Source organism: Acinetobacter sp. YQ_14 (assembly GCF_043102985.1).
GTDB lineage: Bacteria > Pseudomonadota > Gammaproteobacteria > Pseudomonadales > Moraxellaceae > Acinetobacter > Acinetobacter venetianus.
Map to the genome: position 1 here is coordinate 236,567 of NZ_JBICJJ010000024.1, position 19,375 is coordinate 255,941.

At 39.6% G+C, this 19,375-nt stretch carries 15 protein-coding genes; 5 read left to right on the forward strand and 10 right to left on the reverse strand.

The window, feature by feature from the left end; translation table 11 throughout:
- Positions 1–2 precede the first annotated feature (2 nt).
- The 3 genes from ACF8D3_RS14355 to xerA form a co-directional block, all read right to left on the reverse strand.
- A complete protein-coding gene (locus ACF8D3_RS14355; RefSeq protein ID WP_004878445.1) occupies positions 3–752 on the reverse strand; it encodes an electron transfer flavoprotein subunit beta/FixA family protein in 750 nt (249 codons plus the stop codon).
- A gap of 470 nt (positions 753–1,222) precedes the next feature.
- The gene (locus tag ACF8D3_RS14360) at positions 1,223–1,801 is read right to left on the reverse strand and encodes an HD domain-containing protein (protein WP_392472044.1); all 579 of its coding nucleotides are present in this window, start codon (positions 1,799–1,801) and stop codon (positions 1,223–1,225) included.
- Complete coding sequence (gene xerA, locus ACF8D3_RS14365) at positions 1,791–2,684, reverse strand: site-specific tyrosine recombinase/integron integrase (protein ID WP_192415315.1); 894 nt, start codon at positions 2,682–2,684, stop codon at positions 1,791–1,793. Before xerA ends, ACF8D3_RS14360 begins: the two co-directional genes overlap by 11 nt.
- Positions 2,685–2,844: 160 nt before the next feature.
- Here xerA and ACF8D3_RS14370 point away from each other — a divergent pair, with 160 nt between their 5' ends.
- Positions 2,845–3,468 (forward strand): LysE family translocator, encoded by a 624-nt coding sequence (locus ACF8D3_RS14370; protein WP_392472047.1) that lies wholly within the window; start codon positions 2,845–2,847, stop codon positions 3,466–3,468.
- Between the two features lie 59 nt (positions 3,469–3,527).
- Here ACF8D3_RS14370 and ACF8D3_RS14375 read toward each other — a convergent pair whose 3' ends face one another.
- The 5 genes from ACF8D3_RS14375 to ACF8D3_RS14395 form a co-directional block, all read right to left on the reverse strand.
- The gene (locus ACF8D3_RS14375; protein ID WP_392472049.1) at positions 3,528–4,070 is read right to left on the reverse strand and encodes a hypothetical protein; all 543 of its coding nucleotides are present in this window, start codon (positions 4,068–4,070) and stop codon (positions 3,528–3,530) included.
- Positions 4,071–4,134: 64 nt separating this feature from the next.
- Positions 4,135–4,989: a diaminopimelate epimerase gene (dapF, locus tag ACF8D3_RS14380; RefSeq protein ID WP_392472051.1), complete on the reverse strand. Its 855-nt coding sequence runs from the start codon at positions 4,987–4,989 to the stop codon at positions 4,135–4,137.
- Between the two features lie 6 nt (positions 4,990–4,995).
- Complete coding sequence (gene lysA, locus ACF8D3_RS14385) at positions 4,996–6,246, reverse strand: diaminopimelate decarboxylase (RefSeq protein WP_019384000.1); 1,251 nt, start codon at positions 6,244–6,246, stop codon at positions 4,996–4,998.
- A gap of 22 nt (positions 6,247–6,268) precedes the next feature.
- Entirely contained in the window at positions 6,269–6,493 is a 225-nt protein-coding gene (locus ACF8D3_RS14390; RefSeq protein WP_392472054.1) for a lipoprotein, read from the reverse strand.
- Positions 6,494–6,611: 118 nt separating this feature from the next.
- Positions 6,612–8,024, reverse strand: a complete 1,413-nt coding sequence (locus tag ACF8D3_RS14395) for an amino acid permease (protein WP_023014248.1) — start codon at positions 8,022–8,024, stop codon at positions 6,612–6,614.
- A gap of 159 nt (positions 8,025–8,183) precedes the next feature.
- Between ACF8D3_RS14395 and ACF8D3_RS14400 the strand changes: the two genes are divergently transcribed.
- Positions 8,184–8,315, forward strand: a complete 132-nt coding sequence (locus ACF8D3_RS14400; protein WP_392472056.1) for a hypothetical protein — start codon at positions 8,184–8,186, stop codon at positions 8,313–8,315.
- A gap of 12 nt (positions 8,316–8,327) precedes the next feature.
- On the opposite strand, the gene ACF8D3_RS14405 is transcribed toward ACF8D3_RS14400, so the two are convergent.
- A complete protein-coding gene (locus ACF8D3_RS14405) occupies positions 8,328–9,827 on the reverse strand; it encodes an alanine/glycine:cation symporter family protein (RefSeq protein WP_392472058.1) in 1,500 nt (499 codons plus the stop codon).
- 354 nt (positions 9,828–10,181) lie between these two features.
- On the opposite strand from ACF8D3_RS14405, the gene radA reads away from it, so the two are divergent.
- Positions 10,182–11,573, forward strand: coding sequence for a DNA repair protein RadA (gene radA / locus ACF8D3_RS14410; RefSeq protein WP_004878434.1), 1,392 nt, complete (start codon positions 10,182–10,184; stop codon positions 11,571–11,573).
- A 358-nt stretch (positions 11,574–11,931) separates the two neighbouring features.
- Positions 11,932–12,903, forward strand: a complete 972-nt coding sequence (locus ACF8D3_RS14415; RefSeq protein ID WP_130133572.1) for a Tim44 domain-containing protein — start codon at positions 11,932–11,934, stop codon at positions 12,901–12,903.
- A gap of 624 nt (positions 12,904–13,527) precedes the next feature.
- Here the strand turns inward: ACF8D3_RS14415 and ACF8D3_RS14420 are convergent.
- The gene (locus ACF8D3_RS14420; protein ID WP_392472060.1) at positions 13,528–15,156 is read right to left on the reverse strand and encodes an inorganic phosphate transporter; all 1,629 of its coding nucleotides are present in this window, start codon (positions 15,154–15,156) and stop codon (positions 13,528–13,530) included.
- Positions 15,157–15,592: 436 nt separating this feature from the next.
- On the opposite strand from ACF8D3_RS14420, the gene metH reads away from it, so the two are divergent.
- Entirely contained in the window at positions 15,593–19,279 is a 3,687-nt protein-coding gene (metH, locus tag ACF8D3_RS14425) for a methionine synthase (RefSeq protein WP_392472062.1), read from the forward strand.
- Positions 19,280–19,375: the final 96 nt, after the last annotated feature.

Below are 19,375 nucleotides of genomic sequence, written 5' to 3' on the forward strand. Positions count from 1 at the left end.
CCTTAGATCACTTTCGCTTCATTTTTCAATTTTTCAACAAGCTCGTCTACAGACTTCACTTGTACGCCAGCTTTACGTTCAGCAGGTGCTTCAACCTTAACAGTTTTAAGCTTAGTGCCAGTTGCAACGCCGTAATCAGCTGGAGTTTTAGTATCAAGAGGCTTCTTACGAGCTTTCATGATGTTTGGAAGAGCAGCATAACGTGGCTCATTCAAACGTAAGTCAGTTGTGATGATTGCAGGAAGTGCAAGCTCAACAGTTTGTAAACCACCGTCGATTTCACGAGTAACTTGAACTTTACCGCCATCAACTTTAACTTCAGATGCGAAAGTACCTTGACCTGCACCAAGTAAAGCACCAAGCATTTGACCTACTTGGTTAGAGTCATCATCGATTGCTTGTTTACCAAGAAGAATAAGTTCTGGTTTTTCAGCATCAACAACGCCTTTAAGAATCTTAGCAACTTCTAAAGCGCCAACTTCATCTGCAGTTTCAACTAAAATACCACGGTCAGCACCTAAAGCCATTGCAGAACGAATTTGTTCTTGCGCGTCTTTAGAACCCACTGAAACAACAACGATTTCTGAAACCGTTCCTTTTTCTTTTAAGCGAACCGCTTCTTCCACTGCGATTTCACAGAATGGGTTAATTGACATCTTAACGTTGGTAAGGTCAACCCCACTATTGTCCGGCTTAACACGAACTTTAACGTTGGCATCAACCACACGTTTTACAGCAACAAGAGCCTTCATGTAATCCTCGGCTGTTCTAAGCAAGTAAATGTAGTGAAGAGTATTCTAACTCTTCGATTGAAACTTTTTAGGTGCCCTATCTTGCAATGTATTTGGCATTTCGGTCAAGTCAGAATTTCCGCTATGCTTGTAAAAAAGATGAAATGCTCAGTTCACTAAATAAAAGTTGAGTTTGATAAACGCAATTCAGAACAATTAAATTAAAATTATTATGCTTTGATTTATTTAATATTTTAATAAATTCAATGATCTAAAAAACACAAAATTGATTTAATGCTTAAAACCCCAATTAATCATTTTGACTTATGCTTGAACACATTTTTCATTTTACTAAAACTTGGCAAAAAAGTAAGAACACGAATTAAACATTCTCTAACGATAAAGTGTGTATACAGCTGATTATTAATCAACCGCATTTGAAACATAATGTATCGTTCAAAGTTTATCTAAAGCACAATCATAAGTTCTAGCTACCATTTAAACATCGGTAGTGGGCTCCATGGTTTTTGCAATAGGCGTTTTATTCCCAAATAAACTAAGGTCTTATGAAAACCATTATTTGGGAATTCTCTTGTCAATTTATGAAATTCACTGAATGGAATATTTGATCGAACTAACCCAAGTGTGAAATCGGCATAATCAGCCCGTCGAAATTTTTCAACTAAATGATATTCAGAACATTCAGCCTTAGTGACCTTATGATGCTCAGTAATCATTAATGTGATTTCTTTTTCCCACATTAACAACTCATTTGATACAAGATATTGCTGCATTTCCTCAACCGAAGGTTCGATATAATCAATAGTGTGTGCAGTCCATATACCAATATCATGAAAAGCCGCAGCAATAGCAATTTTACGCAGTGTTTCGTTACTGTCATCCTTACTTAACATCAAACAACATGCCGCCACACGCTTACAGTGATTTAAATAACCTTGATAGCTTTGATTTATAACTGCTCGATAATCTTGCAAAATCTCATCAATTAATTCACAACATTGCCTAAATTCGACTTGATCTAATAATTGTGGCTGTTTTTTAGTGTTCATTCTTTTGCGCCCGTGGATGTGTCTGATCGTATACTTTTGCCAACTGATCAAAGTCGACATGTGTATAAATTTGCGTGGTCGATAAATTGCTATGTCCTAGCATTTCTTGTACTGAACGTAAGTCCCCACTGGCTGACAGCATATGACTGGCAAAACAATGTCTTAATAAATGTGGATGTAAATCGATATTTACACCAGCGCGTTGCGCTTGCAGCTTAACTCGATTTTCAATCTGCCGAGGTGTTAATGCATGACCCCGTTGAGAAATAAAAACCGCTGATTCAGCAGTGAAGTTACCTTGCCAAATACGATAAATCTTCAGCCAATCAATCAAGCTTTGTTTTGCTGGGGAACCGAAGGGAACTATTCTCGTTTTATTTCCTTTACCTGTGATCCGTAAAAGCTGTCTATTGAAATCAATATCTTTAACGGTTAATCCTTGCAACTCAGCCAAACGCAGACCGCTTGAATACAATAATTCCAATATTGCTTTATCTCTTGCCCAAAGTTGCTGCTCTATCGGTTTTTCAGGCAAAGCCTGATCTAATATTTGATGAACCGTTTCGATATCAATTAGCCCCGGTAAAGGTCTTGGCTGGCGTTTTAACTTAAAGTCTTCTGATGGATTTTGTGCTAAATACTGACCTTGCTCTGCCCACTTCATAAACTGACGAATAGAGGTTAAATGACGCTGTAAACTGCTTGAACTCAATTGGTCACGCTCAACACGTGCCGCTAAATACTCTCTCAGGTCTGAAGCTTCAACATCTTGCAAATTTAATTGCTTATTTTCACAAAATTTAAAAAAGTCAGTTAGATCACGTTGATAGGCTGAAATCGTATGTTCAGACTGATTTTGAATAATTCGTTCTTTTAACCACATGGACAGCAGTTTTTCTGGGGCTTCCAATTCGCTCTCCATTCTGACCTGAATCACCTATTATTAAAGTCTAACAAATATTTCCTAAATAGCGCTAACAGCACTCCAAGAATCATTATTGATGTAATACAATCGAATTCAAGCTTTACTGAGCGCCCCCAAAATGTCAACGATACTTATTCCATATTTGATTGCAATCACGGTACTTACCATCACGCCTGGATTGGATACAACATTGATTATCCGAACAGCAACACTGGAAGGTCGAGCGAAAGCTTTTCAAGCTGCTTTAGGAATAAATTTAGGTTGTGTCGCATGGGGTATTATTGTGGCCTGTGGTTTAGGTGCGCTGTTGATGACGTCTGATCTTGCCTTCAATGTATTGAAGTGGGCTGGAGCAATTTATCTTGCTTGGTTAGGTCTCAATCTTATTTTAAAACCACGTACTCAACTTGCAAATATCAATGAAATAGCAGTAACTCAAAATTGGTTCATACGAGGGTTTTGGGGAAATTTATTGAATCCCAAAGTTGGTATTTTCTATATTTCTTTTCTTCCACAATTCATCCCTCCATCCTCTTCTCCAGTAATTTGGACGATGGGTCTCGTCTCTATCCATGTCGTATTGGGTTTTATTTGGTCTATTTTCTTAATTGCAGCAATGCAGTCAGTCTCTAGTTATTTAAAACGACCTAAATTTATTCAGTATATGGATCGCATCACAGGCAGCATTTTTATTTTATTTGCTTTAAAACTCGCATTCAGTAAAAGATATAATTCAATTTAACCAATGCAAATTAGAAATTTTATCAAGCAATTTCAGTATACATAAATAGATGCACCTTATTATTGCAAAATGTCACCTTGATTAAACAGTAAACCAGCTTCTGGTTTACTAATTCTTATGTGGTTTATAATATTATTAAATTCATCAACACTCTGTTTATCATCCCCTTTTCCTTCAAACGTGATTAATACAATCCCTGCATTTGTAGCTATTGTTGCACCAATTAAAAATCTTGTTTCTTCAGAAACTTTATAGAGATATTGAGTAAACTGAACAGGTATACCATTCGCTGATGTCACTAGCTTTTCTCGCTCAATGACTTGAACATTAGGAATTATATTCTCTAAAGCATCAATTGAGTTTTGAGCGACAATTAATGCTCTTTGTCCATCATTAACTGTTGGAGGGTATACAACTGAAAGAATCAAAGTATCTTTTTCAGGTGAAAATGCTATTAATTGTTTTTGAGTATTTTCTTGAGTTTTCCATTCTTCTGAAAAGTTAATTTTTACATTTTTATAAATTACTTCTTGAGCATTAATATTTAAGCTTAGCCATAAAAATGACAATCCCAAGAAGAATTTAATTTTTTTTAATTCCATTTCTTACCCTGCTAAAAGTGTTAATACTAACTTAATAAGCATAGCTAGTATTAACATAATTTTGCTAGCCTTGGAAATACCTTAAATCCAAACGGGCATCATAAACATGCGTGGTTGGGCCTGTCATCCAAACCACATCACCTTCACGCCAAGCAATATGTAGTTTTCCACCAGCCAGTTGAACTTCAACCTCATTGGCAAGTAAACCACGGCGCATACCACTGACCGCAGCCGCACAAGCACCTGTACCACATGCCAATGTTTCACCAACGCCACGCTCAAATACACGGAGTCGCACTTGTTTTTCATTCAAGATTTGCATAAATCCAGCGTTAACACGTTCAGGAAAACGAACATGAGACTCAACTTGCGGACCAATTTTGGCAACATCAGCAGTCAGTACATCAGAAACAATCGTCACCGCATGGGGGTTTCCCATATTCACGACATCTATGTTAATGCTCTTCTCTTCAGCTAAAGCCAATGAATACAAACCTTCAGCATCTTCATTTTCTTCCGCAACAAAAGGAATTTCCTGCGGCAAGAACTTTGGATAGCCCATATTCACTCGAACCCAACCGTTCGCACCTAATTCAGGTTCAACGATGCCAGCCTTAGTTTGTACGCGAATTTTGGTTTTGGTCGTGAGTTGACGCTCATGTACAAAACGCGCAAAACAACGCACGCCGTTACCACATTGCTCTACTTCAAAACCATCTGCATTAAAAATACGATATTTAAAATCAACATCAGGTAAATCAGGTGGTTCTACAATCAGAAGCTGGTCAAAACCAACGCCGAAGTGACGATCAGCCAAACGTTGAATCGTGACTGTATCTAAATAAGCTCGCTGGGTGACAAGGTCAACGACCATAAAGTCATTGCCCAGACCATGCATTTTGGTAAATTCTAAATACATCTCAATTTACTCCTCAGGCAATAAACGCTCTTTTTCCCAAAGAGATTCTATTGTTTCACGCTCACGAATTAAATAGGCTTGATCACCGCTGACCATAATCTCAGCAGCACGACCACGCGTATTATAATTTGAGCTCATCACAAAACCGTAAGCACCTGCACCCAATACTGCAAGAACATCATTTTCTTGTAGTGCTAAATCACGCTCTTTACCCAAGAAATCGCCAGTCTCACAGATTGCACCAACCAAGTCCCACGTCTTTGTTTCAACTTCAGGATTTGGGTTAACTGATTGAATATCCATCCAAGCTTCATATAAAGATGGACGAATCAAGTCATTCATTGCGGCATCAATAATAGCAAAGTTACGATGATTGGTCGGTTTTAATAAATCTACCTTGGTGAGTAATGCACCTGCATTGGCAGAAATACTACGTCCCGGTTCCATATAAACTTTTAAACCGAGTTGTTCTAATACTGGACGCATCGAGTTTGCATATTCTGCAACGCTTGGCGGCGTTTCATCTTTATAGCGAACACCCAAGCCACCACCGATATCAATGTGTTTGAGATTGATACCTAATTTTTTTAACTGCTCAATCATCACGACAACACGATCAAGCGCATCCACAAAGGGCTTTGTTTCTGTTAATTGTGAGCCGATATGACAATCAATTCCGACAATATCTAAATTTGGCAAAGATGCAGCATATTGATAGGTTTGATCTACCGTATCACTCGGAATACCAAACTTATTTTCTTTTAAACCAGTCGAAATATAGGGATGTGTTTTTGCATCAACATCTGGATTCACACGTAAAGAAATTGGCGCTTTTTTACCCAGTTTTGCCGCAACTTTTTGAATACGATCAAGCTCGGCATGTGATTCCACATTGAAACAAGCAATACCAACATTTAATGCATTTTCAATATCTGATTCTGATTTACCCAAACCAGAAAAGACAATTTTTGCAGGATCACCGCCAGCCGCAAGTACACGAGCTAGCTCACCACCTGTAACGATGTCAAAACCAGCGCCTAATTTTGCTAAAACATTCAGAACAGCTAAGTTTGAGTTTGACTTCACCGCAAAACAGATTTGATGATCAATGAAATCAAAAGCACGATGCATATCTAAATAATGCTTCTCCAAAGTTGCTTTTGAATAAACATATAAAGGTGTGCCAAATTGCTGTGCGAGCTGATCTAATGAACATTGCTCAGCATGCAATACTCCATTAATGCGAGTGAAACCCATGAAGATGTCCTTATTTACAAACTTAAGGTGAGATTGTCTGTGATTGAGTCGTCGAAGCTGTGTTCTGATCTTCTGTAATTACATCAGATGAAGCTTTACTTTGAGATGCTTCATTTTTATAAAGCAGATATTTGGCACGTTTGTCATGATTTGGATCAGATGGTAATTGCAATGCACCTGATTGACCACATGCTGTTAACACGATACTGCTCAGTAATAAACTGATCGAACAAATGACTTTAAGCATCTGAGCACCTAACTTTTACAATTCGCAGCAGTATAGCGTGATCATAAGATTGGCTAAAGACCAAACATAAAAAAACGCCAACTTATGCTGGCGTTTTTTTCTTATCGAATGTTTCTGCCTATTTCTTTTTCGCAAAAAAATAACCAATGATCAATACTACAAACCAAATTGGACTGACTTTTAACGCCTCTAAAGTGGTCTCATCCAAAGCAAGGAAATAAATCGTTGCAAGGAAAAATACGATCACAACCCAACAGGTTGCAATTCCACCAGGAAGCTTAAATGTCGATTGTGCATGAAGCTCAGGACGATTCTTACGGTAGTTAATATAACTCCACATAATAATCATCCAAACACATATAAACAGAATCGTTGATAAAGTCGTCGCTAAGGTAAATGCTGTGACTTCATCATTTGTTCCCGTTTTCAACTTATAGACAAATTGTACGAATGCACCAATGAAGATACAGATTGATGAGAAAATCAATGCTTTGGCTGGTACAGCAGACTTAGACAACTTACCGAATAACTTTGGTGCTTGGCGGTCTATAGATAAACCAAACAACATGCGACTTGTAGAAAATACGCCACTATTCATCGATGACATTACCGAAGACAATACCACCAAATTCATAATAATCGCCGCAGAAGCAATACCCGCTTGAGAGAAGATGTTTACAAAGGGACTAACTTTTGGATTGATTTGATCCCAAGGTGTAACACACATGACAACGAACAAGGCCAACACATAAAAAATAATGATACGAATTGGAATCGAGTTAATTGCTTTAGGAAGATTTCGTTTCGGATCTTGTGTTTCAGCTGCCGTTGTACCCACCAACTCCACCCCAACAAAGGCGAAAATTGCGATCTGGAAACCAGCTAAGAACCCATCCAATCCTTTAGGAAATAAACCACCATGTGTCCACAAATTACTGACACTTGCCGTTGTTCCTAAATTATTAGTAAAACCTGTAAATATCATCCATAAGCCCACAGCGATCAACACAATAATTGCTGTGATTTTGACCATCGCAAACCAAAACTCCATCTCACCGAATAATTTGACAGTGACAAGGTTCAAACCAAGTACGAATAGAATGGCAACCGTACTAATCAATAATCCTTCTGCTGCACCAAAAGATTCACCACCATTGAAAAACTCAAGGTAATAAATAATTGCGGATAAATCTGCAATACCAATCGTGACCCAACAAAGCCAGTAGGTCCAACCCACAAAATAACCAGCCCAAGGCCCAATTAAATCAGTAGATAAGTCGATGAAGGATTTATAATTTAAGTTGGATAATAATAATTCTCCTAATGCACGCATTACGAAGAACACCATCAAACCAATCATCATGTAAATAAACAGAATAGATGGACCAGCTAAACTAATTGTTTTACCTGACCCCATAAACAATCCCGTTCCGATTGCTCCGCCAATCGCAATCAACTGTAGATGTCGATTGGATAAGCTACGGTGAAGTCCGTCTTGTTCTACAGACTCACTCAGATTTTGATTCGACATTTTTACAAAAACGCTCCAGTATTCTTAGTGAGCTAGCTCAGAGCCAAACCAAAAATAATCTTGCACCATTTATAGGCATCTTTTCTGCTGAGTATTTTCGACAAGTTTCCAGCTAACCAATTCTTTGTGTGTATTACTCAATATTTCATGGGAGATACAATGGGCATCGATAATACGCACAAGAATGGAGCAATACAATGCACTTTTTTGACACAGCAGTTTTTAGAAAATCCGAATATTGACAATAAAAAAGCAGCCTATATGGCTGCTTTTTTAAGTTTTACTGAATGAATCATTCAATATTTAGTCATTCTTTTGTTGTTTCTTTAAACGTTCTTCCCAGTAAGTTGCATTACGGATACCTAATTTCACTGGATCGAAAGTAAACTCTTTTACGCCAGCTTTCTGCTGTTGTTCATAGTCTTTCAATGCTTTCATGGTTGGCTTCCAGATGAAATAGGTCAAGATAATACCAATGATATTAATCCAAGCCATTAAACCTACGCCGATATCACCAATACCCCAGATATAACCTGTCGCACTAATCACACCATAAATTACTGAAATCATAATGAAGCACTTAGTTATGAACATTAATGATGGCATCTTCATGATATAGCTAAGATAAGTAATGTTGGTTTCAGCAATATAGTAATACGCAACGATTGTTGTGAACGCAAAGAAGAATACCGCTAATGCAACAAAGATTTGACCAAAACCACCGAATACAGTGCTTACAGCCATTTGAGTGAATGCAGGAGAACCAATCTCAATCGTTGCACCTACGTTTTGTACAATAAAGCTTCCAGCTTCTAAAGTTCCTTGTACGTTATACATACCCGTAATGAGGATCATAAATGCTGTTGCTGAACATACAAATAAGGTATCTACATACACAGAGAATGCTTGGACAAAACCTTGTTGTGCAGGATGTTGAACTTCAGCGGCTGCGGCTGCATGTGGACCAGTACCCTGACCCGCTTCGTTTGAGTAAACACCACGTTTTACACCCCAACCAATTGCAGCACCAATACCTGCCATTGGAGAGAATGCATCAGCAAAGATCATTTTGATTACGCCAGGAAGTTCATGAATATTCATAAACACAATCACAAGCGCCATCAAGATATAACCAACAGCCATGAATGGAACAACAAACTCTGCGAAACGTGCGATACGCTTAATACCACCAAAAATAATGATGGCTAACAGTGTCACAATCACAACCAGAGCTAATAGTTTATAAGCACCGATCCCAGCAAATACGACTGCACCTTCACCCGTAATCTGAGTAAAGGCATTACCAACTGCATTTGCTTGGATACCCGGTAGGAATAAACCACAAGAGATAATTGCAGCGATGGCGAAGAGAATACCTAACCAACGTTGTCCCAAACCTTTATCGAAATAGAACGCAGGCCCACCACGATACTGACCTTGATATTCAACTTTATAAATTTGACCTAAGGTTGATTCGACATAAGCTGTACTCGCACCTAAAAAGGCAACAACCCACATCCAAAATACAGCGCCCGGACCACCAAAACCAATTGCTGCGGCAACCCCAGCAATATTACCTACACCCACACGTCCTGAAAGCGAAACTGCCAGTGCCTGAAACGATGAAATACCTTGTGCTGATGAAGATCCATTTATCAGAAGCTTCATCATTTCTTTGATCTGTCGGACTTGGACAAATCGCGTTAAAACCGAGAAAAATAAACCTGCACCTAAACATAAATAGATTAGAGCTTTGCTCCAAATAATTCCATTTACCCAATCAACAATTTCTGCTGCACTCATAAACATCAACCTTTTTATATAATTTGAAAATATAGCAAATGATATATTTTCATTTGTCTGAGCAGGAGCAATATCTATGCCATTCAACCTGCGCTATATGACAAGAATTGAACAACTGCTCGCAGACCTTCCATGGTAAAAGTGAATTGAACGAATATTTTGACTCAAAAACACACTGTATCTTACTTGTAAAAGTCTTATATCATGTTATTTTTCTGAGCACTTCCCTTTAACCAATGAGTTACGAAAAACGCCCTTTTTCTTTATTCCTTATTCAGAAAAATGGACTCGACGCATCGTTTTCGTAATTACTATACTTTTTAACTAATTTATAGAAAATTTTCAATTTAAAATATGGCAAAAGTTAAAACAGTTTACCGCTGTGAACAATGTGGTGCAGATCATCCAAAATGGGCTGGGCAATGCACTGAATGTGGCGAGTGGAATAGTCTCGTTGAAGTGCGTATCGAACCAGTGGTGACGCATCGCGGTCAAACTAAGTTGGGCGGTGGCTATGCTGGTCAAGCAGCAAGCATTACAACATTAAATCAAGTTTCAGTTTCACATGAAACACGTCTTGCAACAGGTATCGGAGAATTTGATCGCGTACTCGGTGGTGGTTTAGTCACAGGCTCTGTTGTGCTAATTGGTGGTGATCCGGGGATTGGAAAGTCTACAATTTTATTGCAAACAGCAACGCACATGGCCGCAGCAAAGAGTTCTGCACTCTATGTCACAGGAGAAGAATCACTTTCCCAAGTTGCTCTTCGAGCACAACGTTTAGACTTACCAACAGATCAACTCAAGGTTATGGCAGAAACCTGTGTTGAACGGATTTGTGAAGTATTAGCACATGAACGACCTGCCGTTGCTATTTTAGATTCGATTCAAACCTTATACACAGAAACCTTACAATCAGCTCCGGGTGGTGTTTCTCAAATCCGTGAGTCAGCAGCCCTGCTGACGCGCTTTGCAAAAAATAGCGGAACAGCACTATTCATCGTTGGTCATGTGACCAAAGAAGGTGCTTTAGCAGGTCCTCGCGTACTCGAACATATGGTTGACTGTGTGTTGTATTTTGAGGGGCAATCTGACTCGCGATATCGCATGATTCGTGCAGTAAAAAATCGTTTTGGTGCAGTCAATGAACTCGGCGTATTCGGTATGACCGATAAAGGGCTTCGTGAAGTTGCCAATCCTTCTGCTATTTTCCTCAGTCGATATGATGAAGCAATTCCGGGTTCAATCGTCATGATTAGCCGTGAAGGTACGCGTCCTTTATTAGTCGAAGTACAAGCGTTGGTAGATGATGCTCACGGACAACCTCGACGCGTTGCACTTGGTTTAGAGCAGAATCGTCTCAATATGCTGCTCGCAGTAATGCATCGTCATGGTGGCGTACAAACTTCAGGACAAGATGTTTATGTCAATGTCGTCGGTGGTTTAAAAATTACTGAGACAGGCTCCGATCTCGCGGTCTTACTCGCATGTGCCTCCAGTCTTCGCGGTAAAGCACTACCACAACAATTAGCTGTCTTCGGTGAAGTGGGCTTATCAGGAGAGATCCGTCCTGTACCGAATGGACAAGAACGTTTAAAAGAAGCAGCAAAGCATGGCTTTAAGTATGTGATTCTACCTAGAGGCAACGCACCTCAAAAATCAATTGAGGGAGTTCAGATCATTTCTGTCGCTCGCTTACATGAAGCACTAACTGAAGCAATGCAGTTAAGTGACGAGCTTAGCTAATGGTATAAGCAATATTGCTTGATCATTGGTATGATTGGATAAAGTCCAATAGGTCTGATTTTTAATATAAAGCGTAGAAAGCTGTTTTTTATATTTTAAAATAAAATCTATTGTGATTTTATCCTTTACAGCTCCTATTTCAAATTATAGGCTTAAATCTCACTCCGCTATAATCACTCTATTTAAAATAATAAATTAGCTCAAACTTACTGTTTATTATCAACAGGCTATAATATTAGAACAACCATAAATGTAAGCTAAATAAATCCTTAATAAAAAAACATATTTTTCTAGTTGAAATTACTGACAAATGCCTGCATAAATACACTGACAAATTGGATTTAAATAGGAATTTTCGATGCAAGTACATCAGCGTGGCTTGATGGCAGCTTTATTAATGGCGACTTTGGTTGCAGCACCGATTGCAGAAGCAAAACGTGCAGGTGGCGGTAAAAGTCATGGTATGAGCCGTTCTAGCTCAACTAGCCAGTCGTACCAACAACCTCGTCAAGCGACTCCGACTCAACAACAAACAACTACTCCACAAAAGTCTGGTCCTGGTGTAGGTTCAATGGTTGCTGCTGGTGTGGCAGGTGCTGCTGTAGGTGCTGTTGCTGCAAATGCGCTTGCTGATGATAAGAATCCAACTGCAACAGAACAACAAGCTGCTGAACAAGCTCAACAAGAAGAAAAAGGTGGCATTCCTAGCTGGCTTTGGGTTCTTCTTGCAGCTGCTATCGCCTTCTTTGTATTCCGCAAATTAGGCGCAAAAAAAAAATTAGCAGCCAATAACCCATACGCTCCAAACAACAGCGGTCAAAACAATTTTGGCCGCCCTAGCTCACCTCAATCAACAGCTCGTCAATCTGGCGATAACACCAATATCTTTGGTCAATCCGTCGCTGGTGGTGCTGCAACACAAGCGCCTTTCGGTGCCGCATCTATGAATAGCGGAAATCAGCTACCAGATGGCACTGAGCCTGCTGCATTCTTACGTATCGCACGCCAACGTTTCAATCATATCCAATCCGTAAATAGCGCAAGCAATGTTGAAGAAATTCGTCGTTATTTAACACCTGAACTTTATAACTCAATGTACAGTGACATCGTGGCAAACCAAGACCAAGATGTAGCTGAATTTAGTAATTTAAATGCAATGGTTGTTGAAAGCACGACAGAAAACGGTCAATACGTTGTAAGTGTTCGCTTTACAGGTACAGTAAGTGAAGATTTAAATAGCTTACCGCAACCGTTTACTGAGATTTGGCATTTTGTAAAACCTGCTGGCTCACAACAAGATTGGGTTGTTGCGGGTATTCAGCAAGCTTAAAGCTTGAAAAAATAAAAAAAGAGCTGCTCCGTCAGCTCTTTTTTTATTACTCAATTTAGGGCCTGTTGGCATTTCAGATTGCGAGCTATTCAGCTCTTATTTCGACAGAGTAGACTCTTTAGATGATACAACGCATGACTTGCGAAATTTAACCATGCTAATTGAGCCAAGTTATGATGCAATAATGGCAAAAATAACCTTATCTCTATTAAAAGCTAAAAAAAGCCACCCTCTATTTCAGAGAATGGCGGAGTGTAAATGAAATCAAATTTAGCTACTTTGTGAAGTAGCAACTTAATACATAGGCAAATTAATACTAGTAGATAATTTTGTAGAAAAACATTCCCCGTTTGGGGAATAAACCCTATTTTTCACCCGCTTATTCTGCTCAACTCATCACAGAACAAGATATTAAAACACTTAAAAATAATATGATCAGTTACTACATACTTTAACGTTGGTTAAAAGATTCAGAACCAGATATTCGCTCAATTTTATGAGCTATGCTTTAATTTTATCTCTACATCCAATTAAGTAACTGAACTCATCTATGATGATAGACATAAAAAAAGCTTTGCCGAAGCAAAGCTTTTAAAGAAACGATTTTATATTTGTGTTGATCTATCAAGATACAAACTGTAGGAACAACCAATATAGACCGCCTGATAATGCAATCGTCACAGGCAATGTAAATATCCATGCTGAAAGAATTGTCTTCACAGTCGCAAAGTTTAGACCTGACTTGTTAGCAACCATTGTACCTGCAACCGCACTGTTCAATACGTGAGTTGTAGAAACAGGCATCCCTAAACCATCTGCGGCAGCAATCGTGCTCATCGCAACAAGTTCAGCAGACATCCCTTGGCCATAAGTCATATGGTTTTTACCAATACGCTCACCAACAGTCACAACAATACGCTTCCAACCCACCATCGTCCCTAGACCCAGTGCAAGTGCTACTGCAACTTTTACCCAGTTAGGAATGTATTGTAAGAATGAATCCAAGTTACTGCGGTATTCTTTAACAACTTTCTCTTGGTCTTTATCCATAGCTGGTAAAGCTTCAGCTTTATCTAAGCGCTTGAATGTTGTCGTGCTTAAATACATGTCATTACGGATTTCACTTACAGCACCTTCAGGAATCGCCTTAAGATCACCATAAGTTGCTACACGCTCACCTAAATGCATTGTCATACTTGCTAGTGCTGGTACAACTTCAGCCGTTTGTTCTTTGGTTTGGATATATTTCGTCAATACATCACGGGCTTTTTCATCAGATAGCTCATTTTGATTAACATTCAAAACGGTTGCTGTCTGAACTGAAAGCTGTTCAAAAGACTGTAAATGATGTGCATCAAGGTTCTTATTTAAAGAATAAGCCAATGGAACCAAACCGATCAAAATTAACATGATTAACCCCATGCCTTTCTGACCATCATTTGAACCATGCGCAAAACTTACACCAGTACAAGTGAAAATTAAGATCGCACGAATCAATGGTGGTGGTGGCTTATTACCAACTGGTGGTTGGAATAACTCCATTTGACGCTTAAAGATTTTCTTTACTAATAAGAACAGGATCGCAGCAAAAGCAAAACCAATTAAAGGAGAGAACAATAAAGCCTTACCGACTTTAATTACTTGATCAATATCAATTCCACTCGTTGCACCAGTCGATGCATTTAAAAAGTGGTTCATGATACCCACACCTAAGATTGAACCAATCAAAGTATGCGAGCTAGACGCAGGAATTCCTAAAAACCATGTTCCAAGATTCCATAGAATCGCCGCGATAAGCAAAGCAAAGACCATAGCAAAGCCAGCACCACTGCCGACATTCATGATCATTTCTACAGGAAGTAACGCGATGATACCGTATGCCACTGCACCACTTGCAACCATAACTCCCAAGAAGTTACAAAAGCCAGCCCACATGACTGCCACTGGAGCAGGCAGAGCATTGGTATAAATAACGGTAGCTACAGCATTCGCTGTATCATGGAAACCATTTACAAATTCAAAGCCTAAAGCAATGAAAAGAGCCGTCGATAAAAGAATAACGGAATATAAACTCAAAGGTGGCACGTGTGCCAAATCTGCACTTACCTGAAAACCAATGTAAATCAATGTCGCGACAATGATCGTCAGGAACACCGGCATAAAGAATTTTGGTGTTGGTACATGTACATTCGTCGATTGTGCCGAAGAGTCGGCAAGCGGTGAATCCGAAACAGGAGGAAGATTTGAATTCATGTAGACGGCTAGAGGATAATAAAATCCCCTGTATTGTTTAATTAAATTATGACAATTATATGACAAAGCACTGTCACATAAAGCCAAAATTTCATGTTTTTAATACATTTTCTTGCCGTTTTTTGCGATAATTTAGCCCTGATTTTTTATTTATTCAAATAAAAACATATAGATAGAATAAGACAAACACAGTAAAAACTGTTTGTCTGATTTTGCAACAAACGCAAATAAATATGACAACAGCTTGTCATATTTCATTCATGCGTTTTCTTTTTAAACATTATTCAACTCAATTATTACAGCCTGATGAAGCTTTTATGACATTTTCAAATTGAACTCAGCAATCACCTCTCCTTTTTGATGAAAATACGCGCTTTGGCTTCGCTTCTGTTACAATGCGCCTGCTTTTTCAATTTGTTATGTACTGGGGTTCCTTATGTCCACGCTTGCCACCCTAAAATCCCTTCTCGCCCAACGCATCTTAATTATTGATGGTGCAATGGGGACTATGATTCAACGCCATAAATTAGAAGAAGAAGATTATCGTGGTGATCGCTTTGCAGATTGGGCATCAGACCTAAAAGGCAATAATGACTTATTGGTTTTAACACAACCACAAATTATTCAAGGCATTCACGAAGCTTATCTTGATGCTGGTGCTGACATTATTGAAACCAATAGCTTTAACGGCACACGCGTTTCAATGTCTGACTATCATATGGAAGATCTTGTGCCTGAGATCAACCGTGAAGCAGCACGTTTGGCTAAAGCAGCCTGTGAAAAATATTCAACACCAGATAAACCCCGTTTTGTTGCTGGTGTACTCGGTCCAACATCACGTACCTGCTCGATTTCACCGAATGTGAATGACCCTGCTTACCGTAATATTACTTTCGATGAATTAAAAGAAAACTATATTGAAGCAGCACATGCATTGATCGAGGGTGGTGCTGACATCATCTTGATCGAAACTGTATTCGATACATTAAACTGTAAAGCAGCGATCTTTGCCGTTAAAGAAGTATTTAAGCAAATTGGTTATGAATTGCCATTAATGATTTCAGGGACGATTACAGATGCTTCTGGTCGTACCTTAACAGGTCAAACCGCAGAAGCGTTCTGGAACTCTGTTCGTCATGGTGATCTACTTTCAATCGGCTTTAACTGTGCGTTGGGTGCAGACGCAATGCGTCCGCATGTTAAAACCATTGCTGATGTTGCTGATACTTTTGTTTCTGCCCATCCAAATGCGGGCTTGCCAAATGCCTTTGGTGAGTATGACGAAACACCTGAACAGACTGCAGCATTCATTAAAGAATTTGCTGAAAGTGGACTGATCAATATTACAGGCGGTTGTTGTGGTACAACTCCTGATCATATCCGTGCTATTTATAATGCGGTTAAAGACATTAAACCGCGTCAAGTGCCTGAAACGGTTCCTGCGTGCCGTTTAAGTGGTTTAGAACCATTTAACATTGATGAAAATTCATTATTCGTCAACGTGGGTGAACGTACCAACGTAACAGGTTCTAAAAAGTTCCTACGATTGATCCGTGAAGAAAACTTTGCTGAAGCATTAGAAGTTGCACAACAACAAGTTGAAGCAGGTGCTCAGATCATCGATATCAACATGGATGAAGGGATGCTCGACTCGCAAAATGCGATGGTACATTTCTTGAATCTCGTTGCATCTGAGCCTGATATTTCTCGTGTGCCGATCATGATTGACTCATCAAAATGGGAAATCATTGAAGCAGGTTTGAAATGTGTACAAGGTAAGCCCGTTGTAAACTCTATTTCACTGAAAGAAGGTTATGACGAGTTTGTTGAAAAGGCTCGCCTATGCCGTCAATACGGTGCTGCGATCATTGTTATGGCCTTTGATGAAACAGGTCAGGCGGATACTGCTGCACGTAAGCGTGAAATCTGTAAACGTTCTTATGATGTATTGGTCAATGACGTTGGCTTCCCTGCTGAAGATATTATTTTTGACCCGAACGTATTTGCTGTTGCAACAGGGATCGAAGAACACAATAACTACGGTGTCGACTTTATTGAGGCAACAGGCTGGATCAAACAGAATCTACCTCATGCCATGATTTCAGGTGGTGTTTCTAACGTCTCATTCTCTTTCCGTGGTAACGAGCCTGTACGTGAAGCGATTCACTCTGTGTTCCTTTACTATGCCATCAAACAAGGCATGACTATGGGGATTGTGAACGCAGGTCAAATGGCGATTTATGACGATATTCCAAAAGAACTCAAAGATGCTGTTGAAGACGTTATCCTGAACCAAAATCAAGGTGAAAGCGGTAACGATGCAACGGAAAAGCTACTCGAAGTTGCTGAGAAATTCCGTGGTCATGGTGGTGCAGCGAAAGAGGCTGAAAATCTTGAATGGCGCAATGAATCTGTTGAAAAACGTCTTGAATATGCATTGGTCAAAGGTATCACCACGTATATTGATGAAGATACTGAAGAAGCGCGTTTAAAAGCCAAACGTCCACTTGATGTCATCGAAGGCGCTCTCATGGATGGCATGAATGTGGTGGGTGACTTGTTCGGTTCGGGCAAAATGTTCCTACCACAAGTGGTGAAATCTGCACGTGTAATGAAGCAAGCCGTCGCTTGGCTCAACCCATATATCGAAGCGGAAAAAACGGGTAGCCAATCTAAAGGTAAAGTGTTGATGGCAACTGTTAAAGGCGACGTACACGATATTGGTAAAAATATTGTCAGCGTGGTGCTTGGTTGTAATGGTTATGACATCGTTGACCTTGGCGTGATGGTGCCATGTGAAAAAATCCTACAAACAGCGATTGATGAAAAATGTGACATCATCGGTTTGTCTGGTTTGATCACTCCATCTTTGGATGAAATGGTGTTTGTTGCTAAAGAAATGCAACGTAAAGGCTTTGATATTCCACTGTTGATTGGTGGTGCGACGACATCTAAAGCACATACCGCAGTAAAAATTGATCCGCAATACCAAAATGATGCGGTGATTTATGTGGCGGATGCATCTCGTGCTGTCGGTGTGGCAACCACCCTGCTCTCTAAAGAAATGCGTGGTAACTTTATTGCAGAACACCGTGCTGAATATGCCAAAATTCGTGAGCGTTTGGCCAATAAGCAGCCAAAAGCAGCCAAACTGAGTTATGCCGAATCAATCAAAAATGGTTTTAAAGTGGATGACAATTACGTGCCGCCAAAGCCAAATGCTTTAGGTACTCAAGTTATTACTAATTATCCATTGGCAACACTGGTTGAATATTTTGACTGGACACCATTCTTTATTTCTTGGAGCTTGGCGGGTAAATTCCCGAAAATCTTAGAAGACGAAGTGGTTGGTGAAGCTGCAACTGATTTATACAACCAAGCGCAAGCGATGTTGAAAGACATCATCGAAAATAATCGTTTCGATGCGCGTGCAGTATTTGGTTTATACCCTGCACAACGTACAGGTGCAGATAGCGTCAGCGTATTTGATGAAGCTGGTCAAAAAGTTACACATACTTTTGAGCATATTCGCCAGCAATCTGACAAAGTCACCGGTAAACCAAATTTATCTTTAGCGGACTTTATCAGTACCTCTAAAGACAATACTGACTACCTTGGTGGTTTCACTGTGTCGATCTTCGGTGCAGAAGAACTTGCTGATGAATACAAAGCCAAAGGTGATGATTACTCTGCAATTTTGGTTCAGTCTTTAGCTGATCGTTTTGCAGAAGCTTTTGCTGAGCATTTGCATGAGCGTATCCGTAAAGAGTTCTGGGGTTATAAAACTGATGAAATCTTGACGAATGAAGAACTGATCAAGGAGAAGTATGTCGGTATTCGTCCTGCGCCAGGCTACCCTGCTTGTCCAGAGCATTCTGAAAAAGCGGTGTTATTTGACTGGTTAGATTCTGAAGCGAAGATTGGCACGAAGCTAACTGAACACTTTGCGATGATTCCTCCTTCTTCTGTCAGTGGTTTCTATTATTCGCACCCTGAAAGTGAATACTTTAACGTAGGTAAGATTTCTCAAGATCAACTCGAGGATTATGCGAAGCGTAAAGGTTGGACATTGGATGAAGCGAAGCGTTGGTTAGCGCCGAATTTGGATGATTCGATTGGTTGAGCTGTATATCATGAATCCCCCTAAATCCCCCTTTTTCAAAGGGGGACTTGCACGTATCTAATAAATTACGAGACTGCTCCTCCCTTTTTCAAAGGG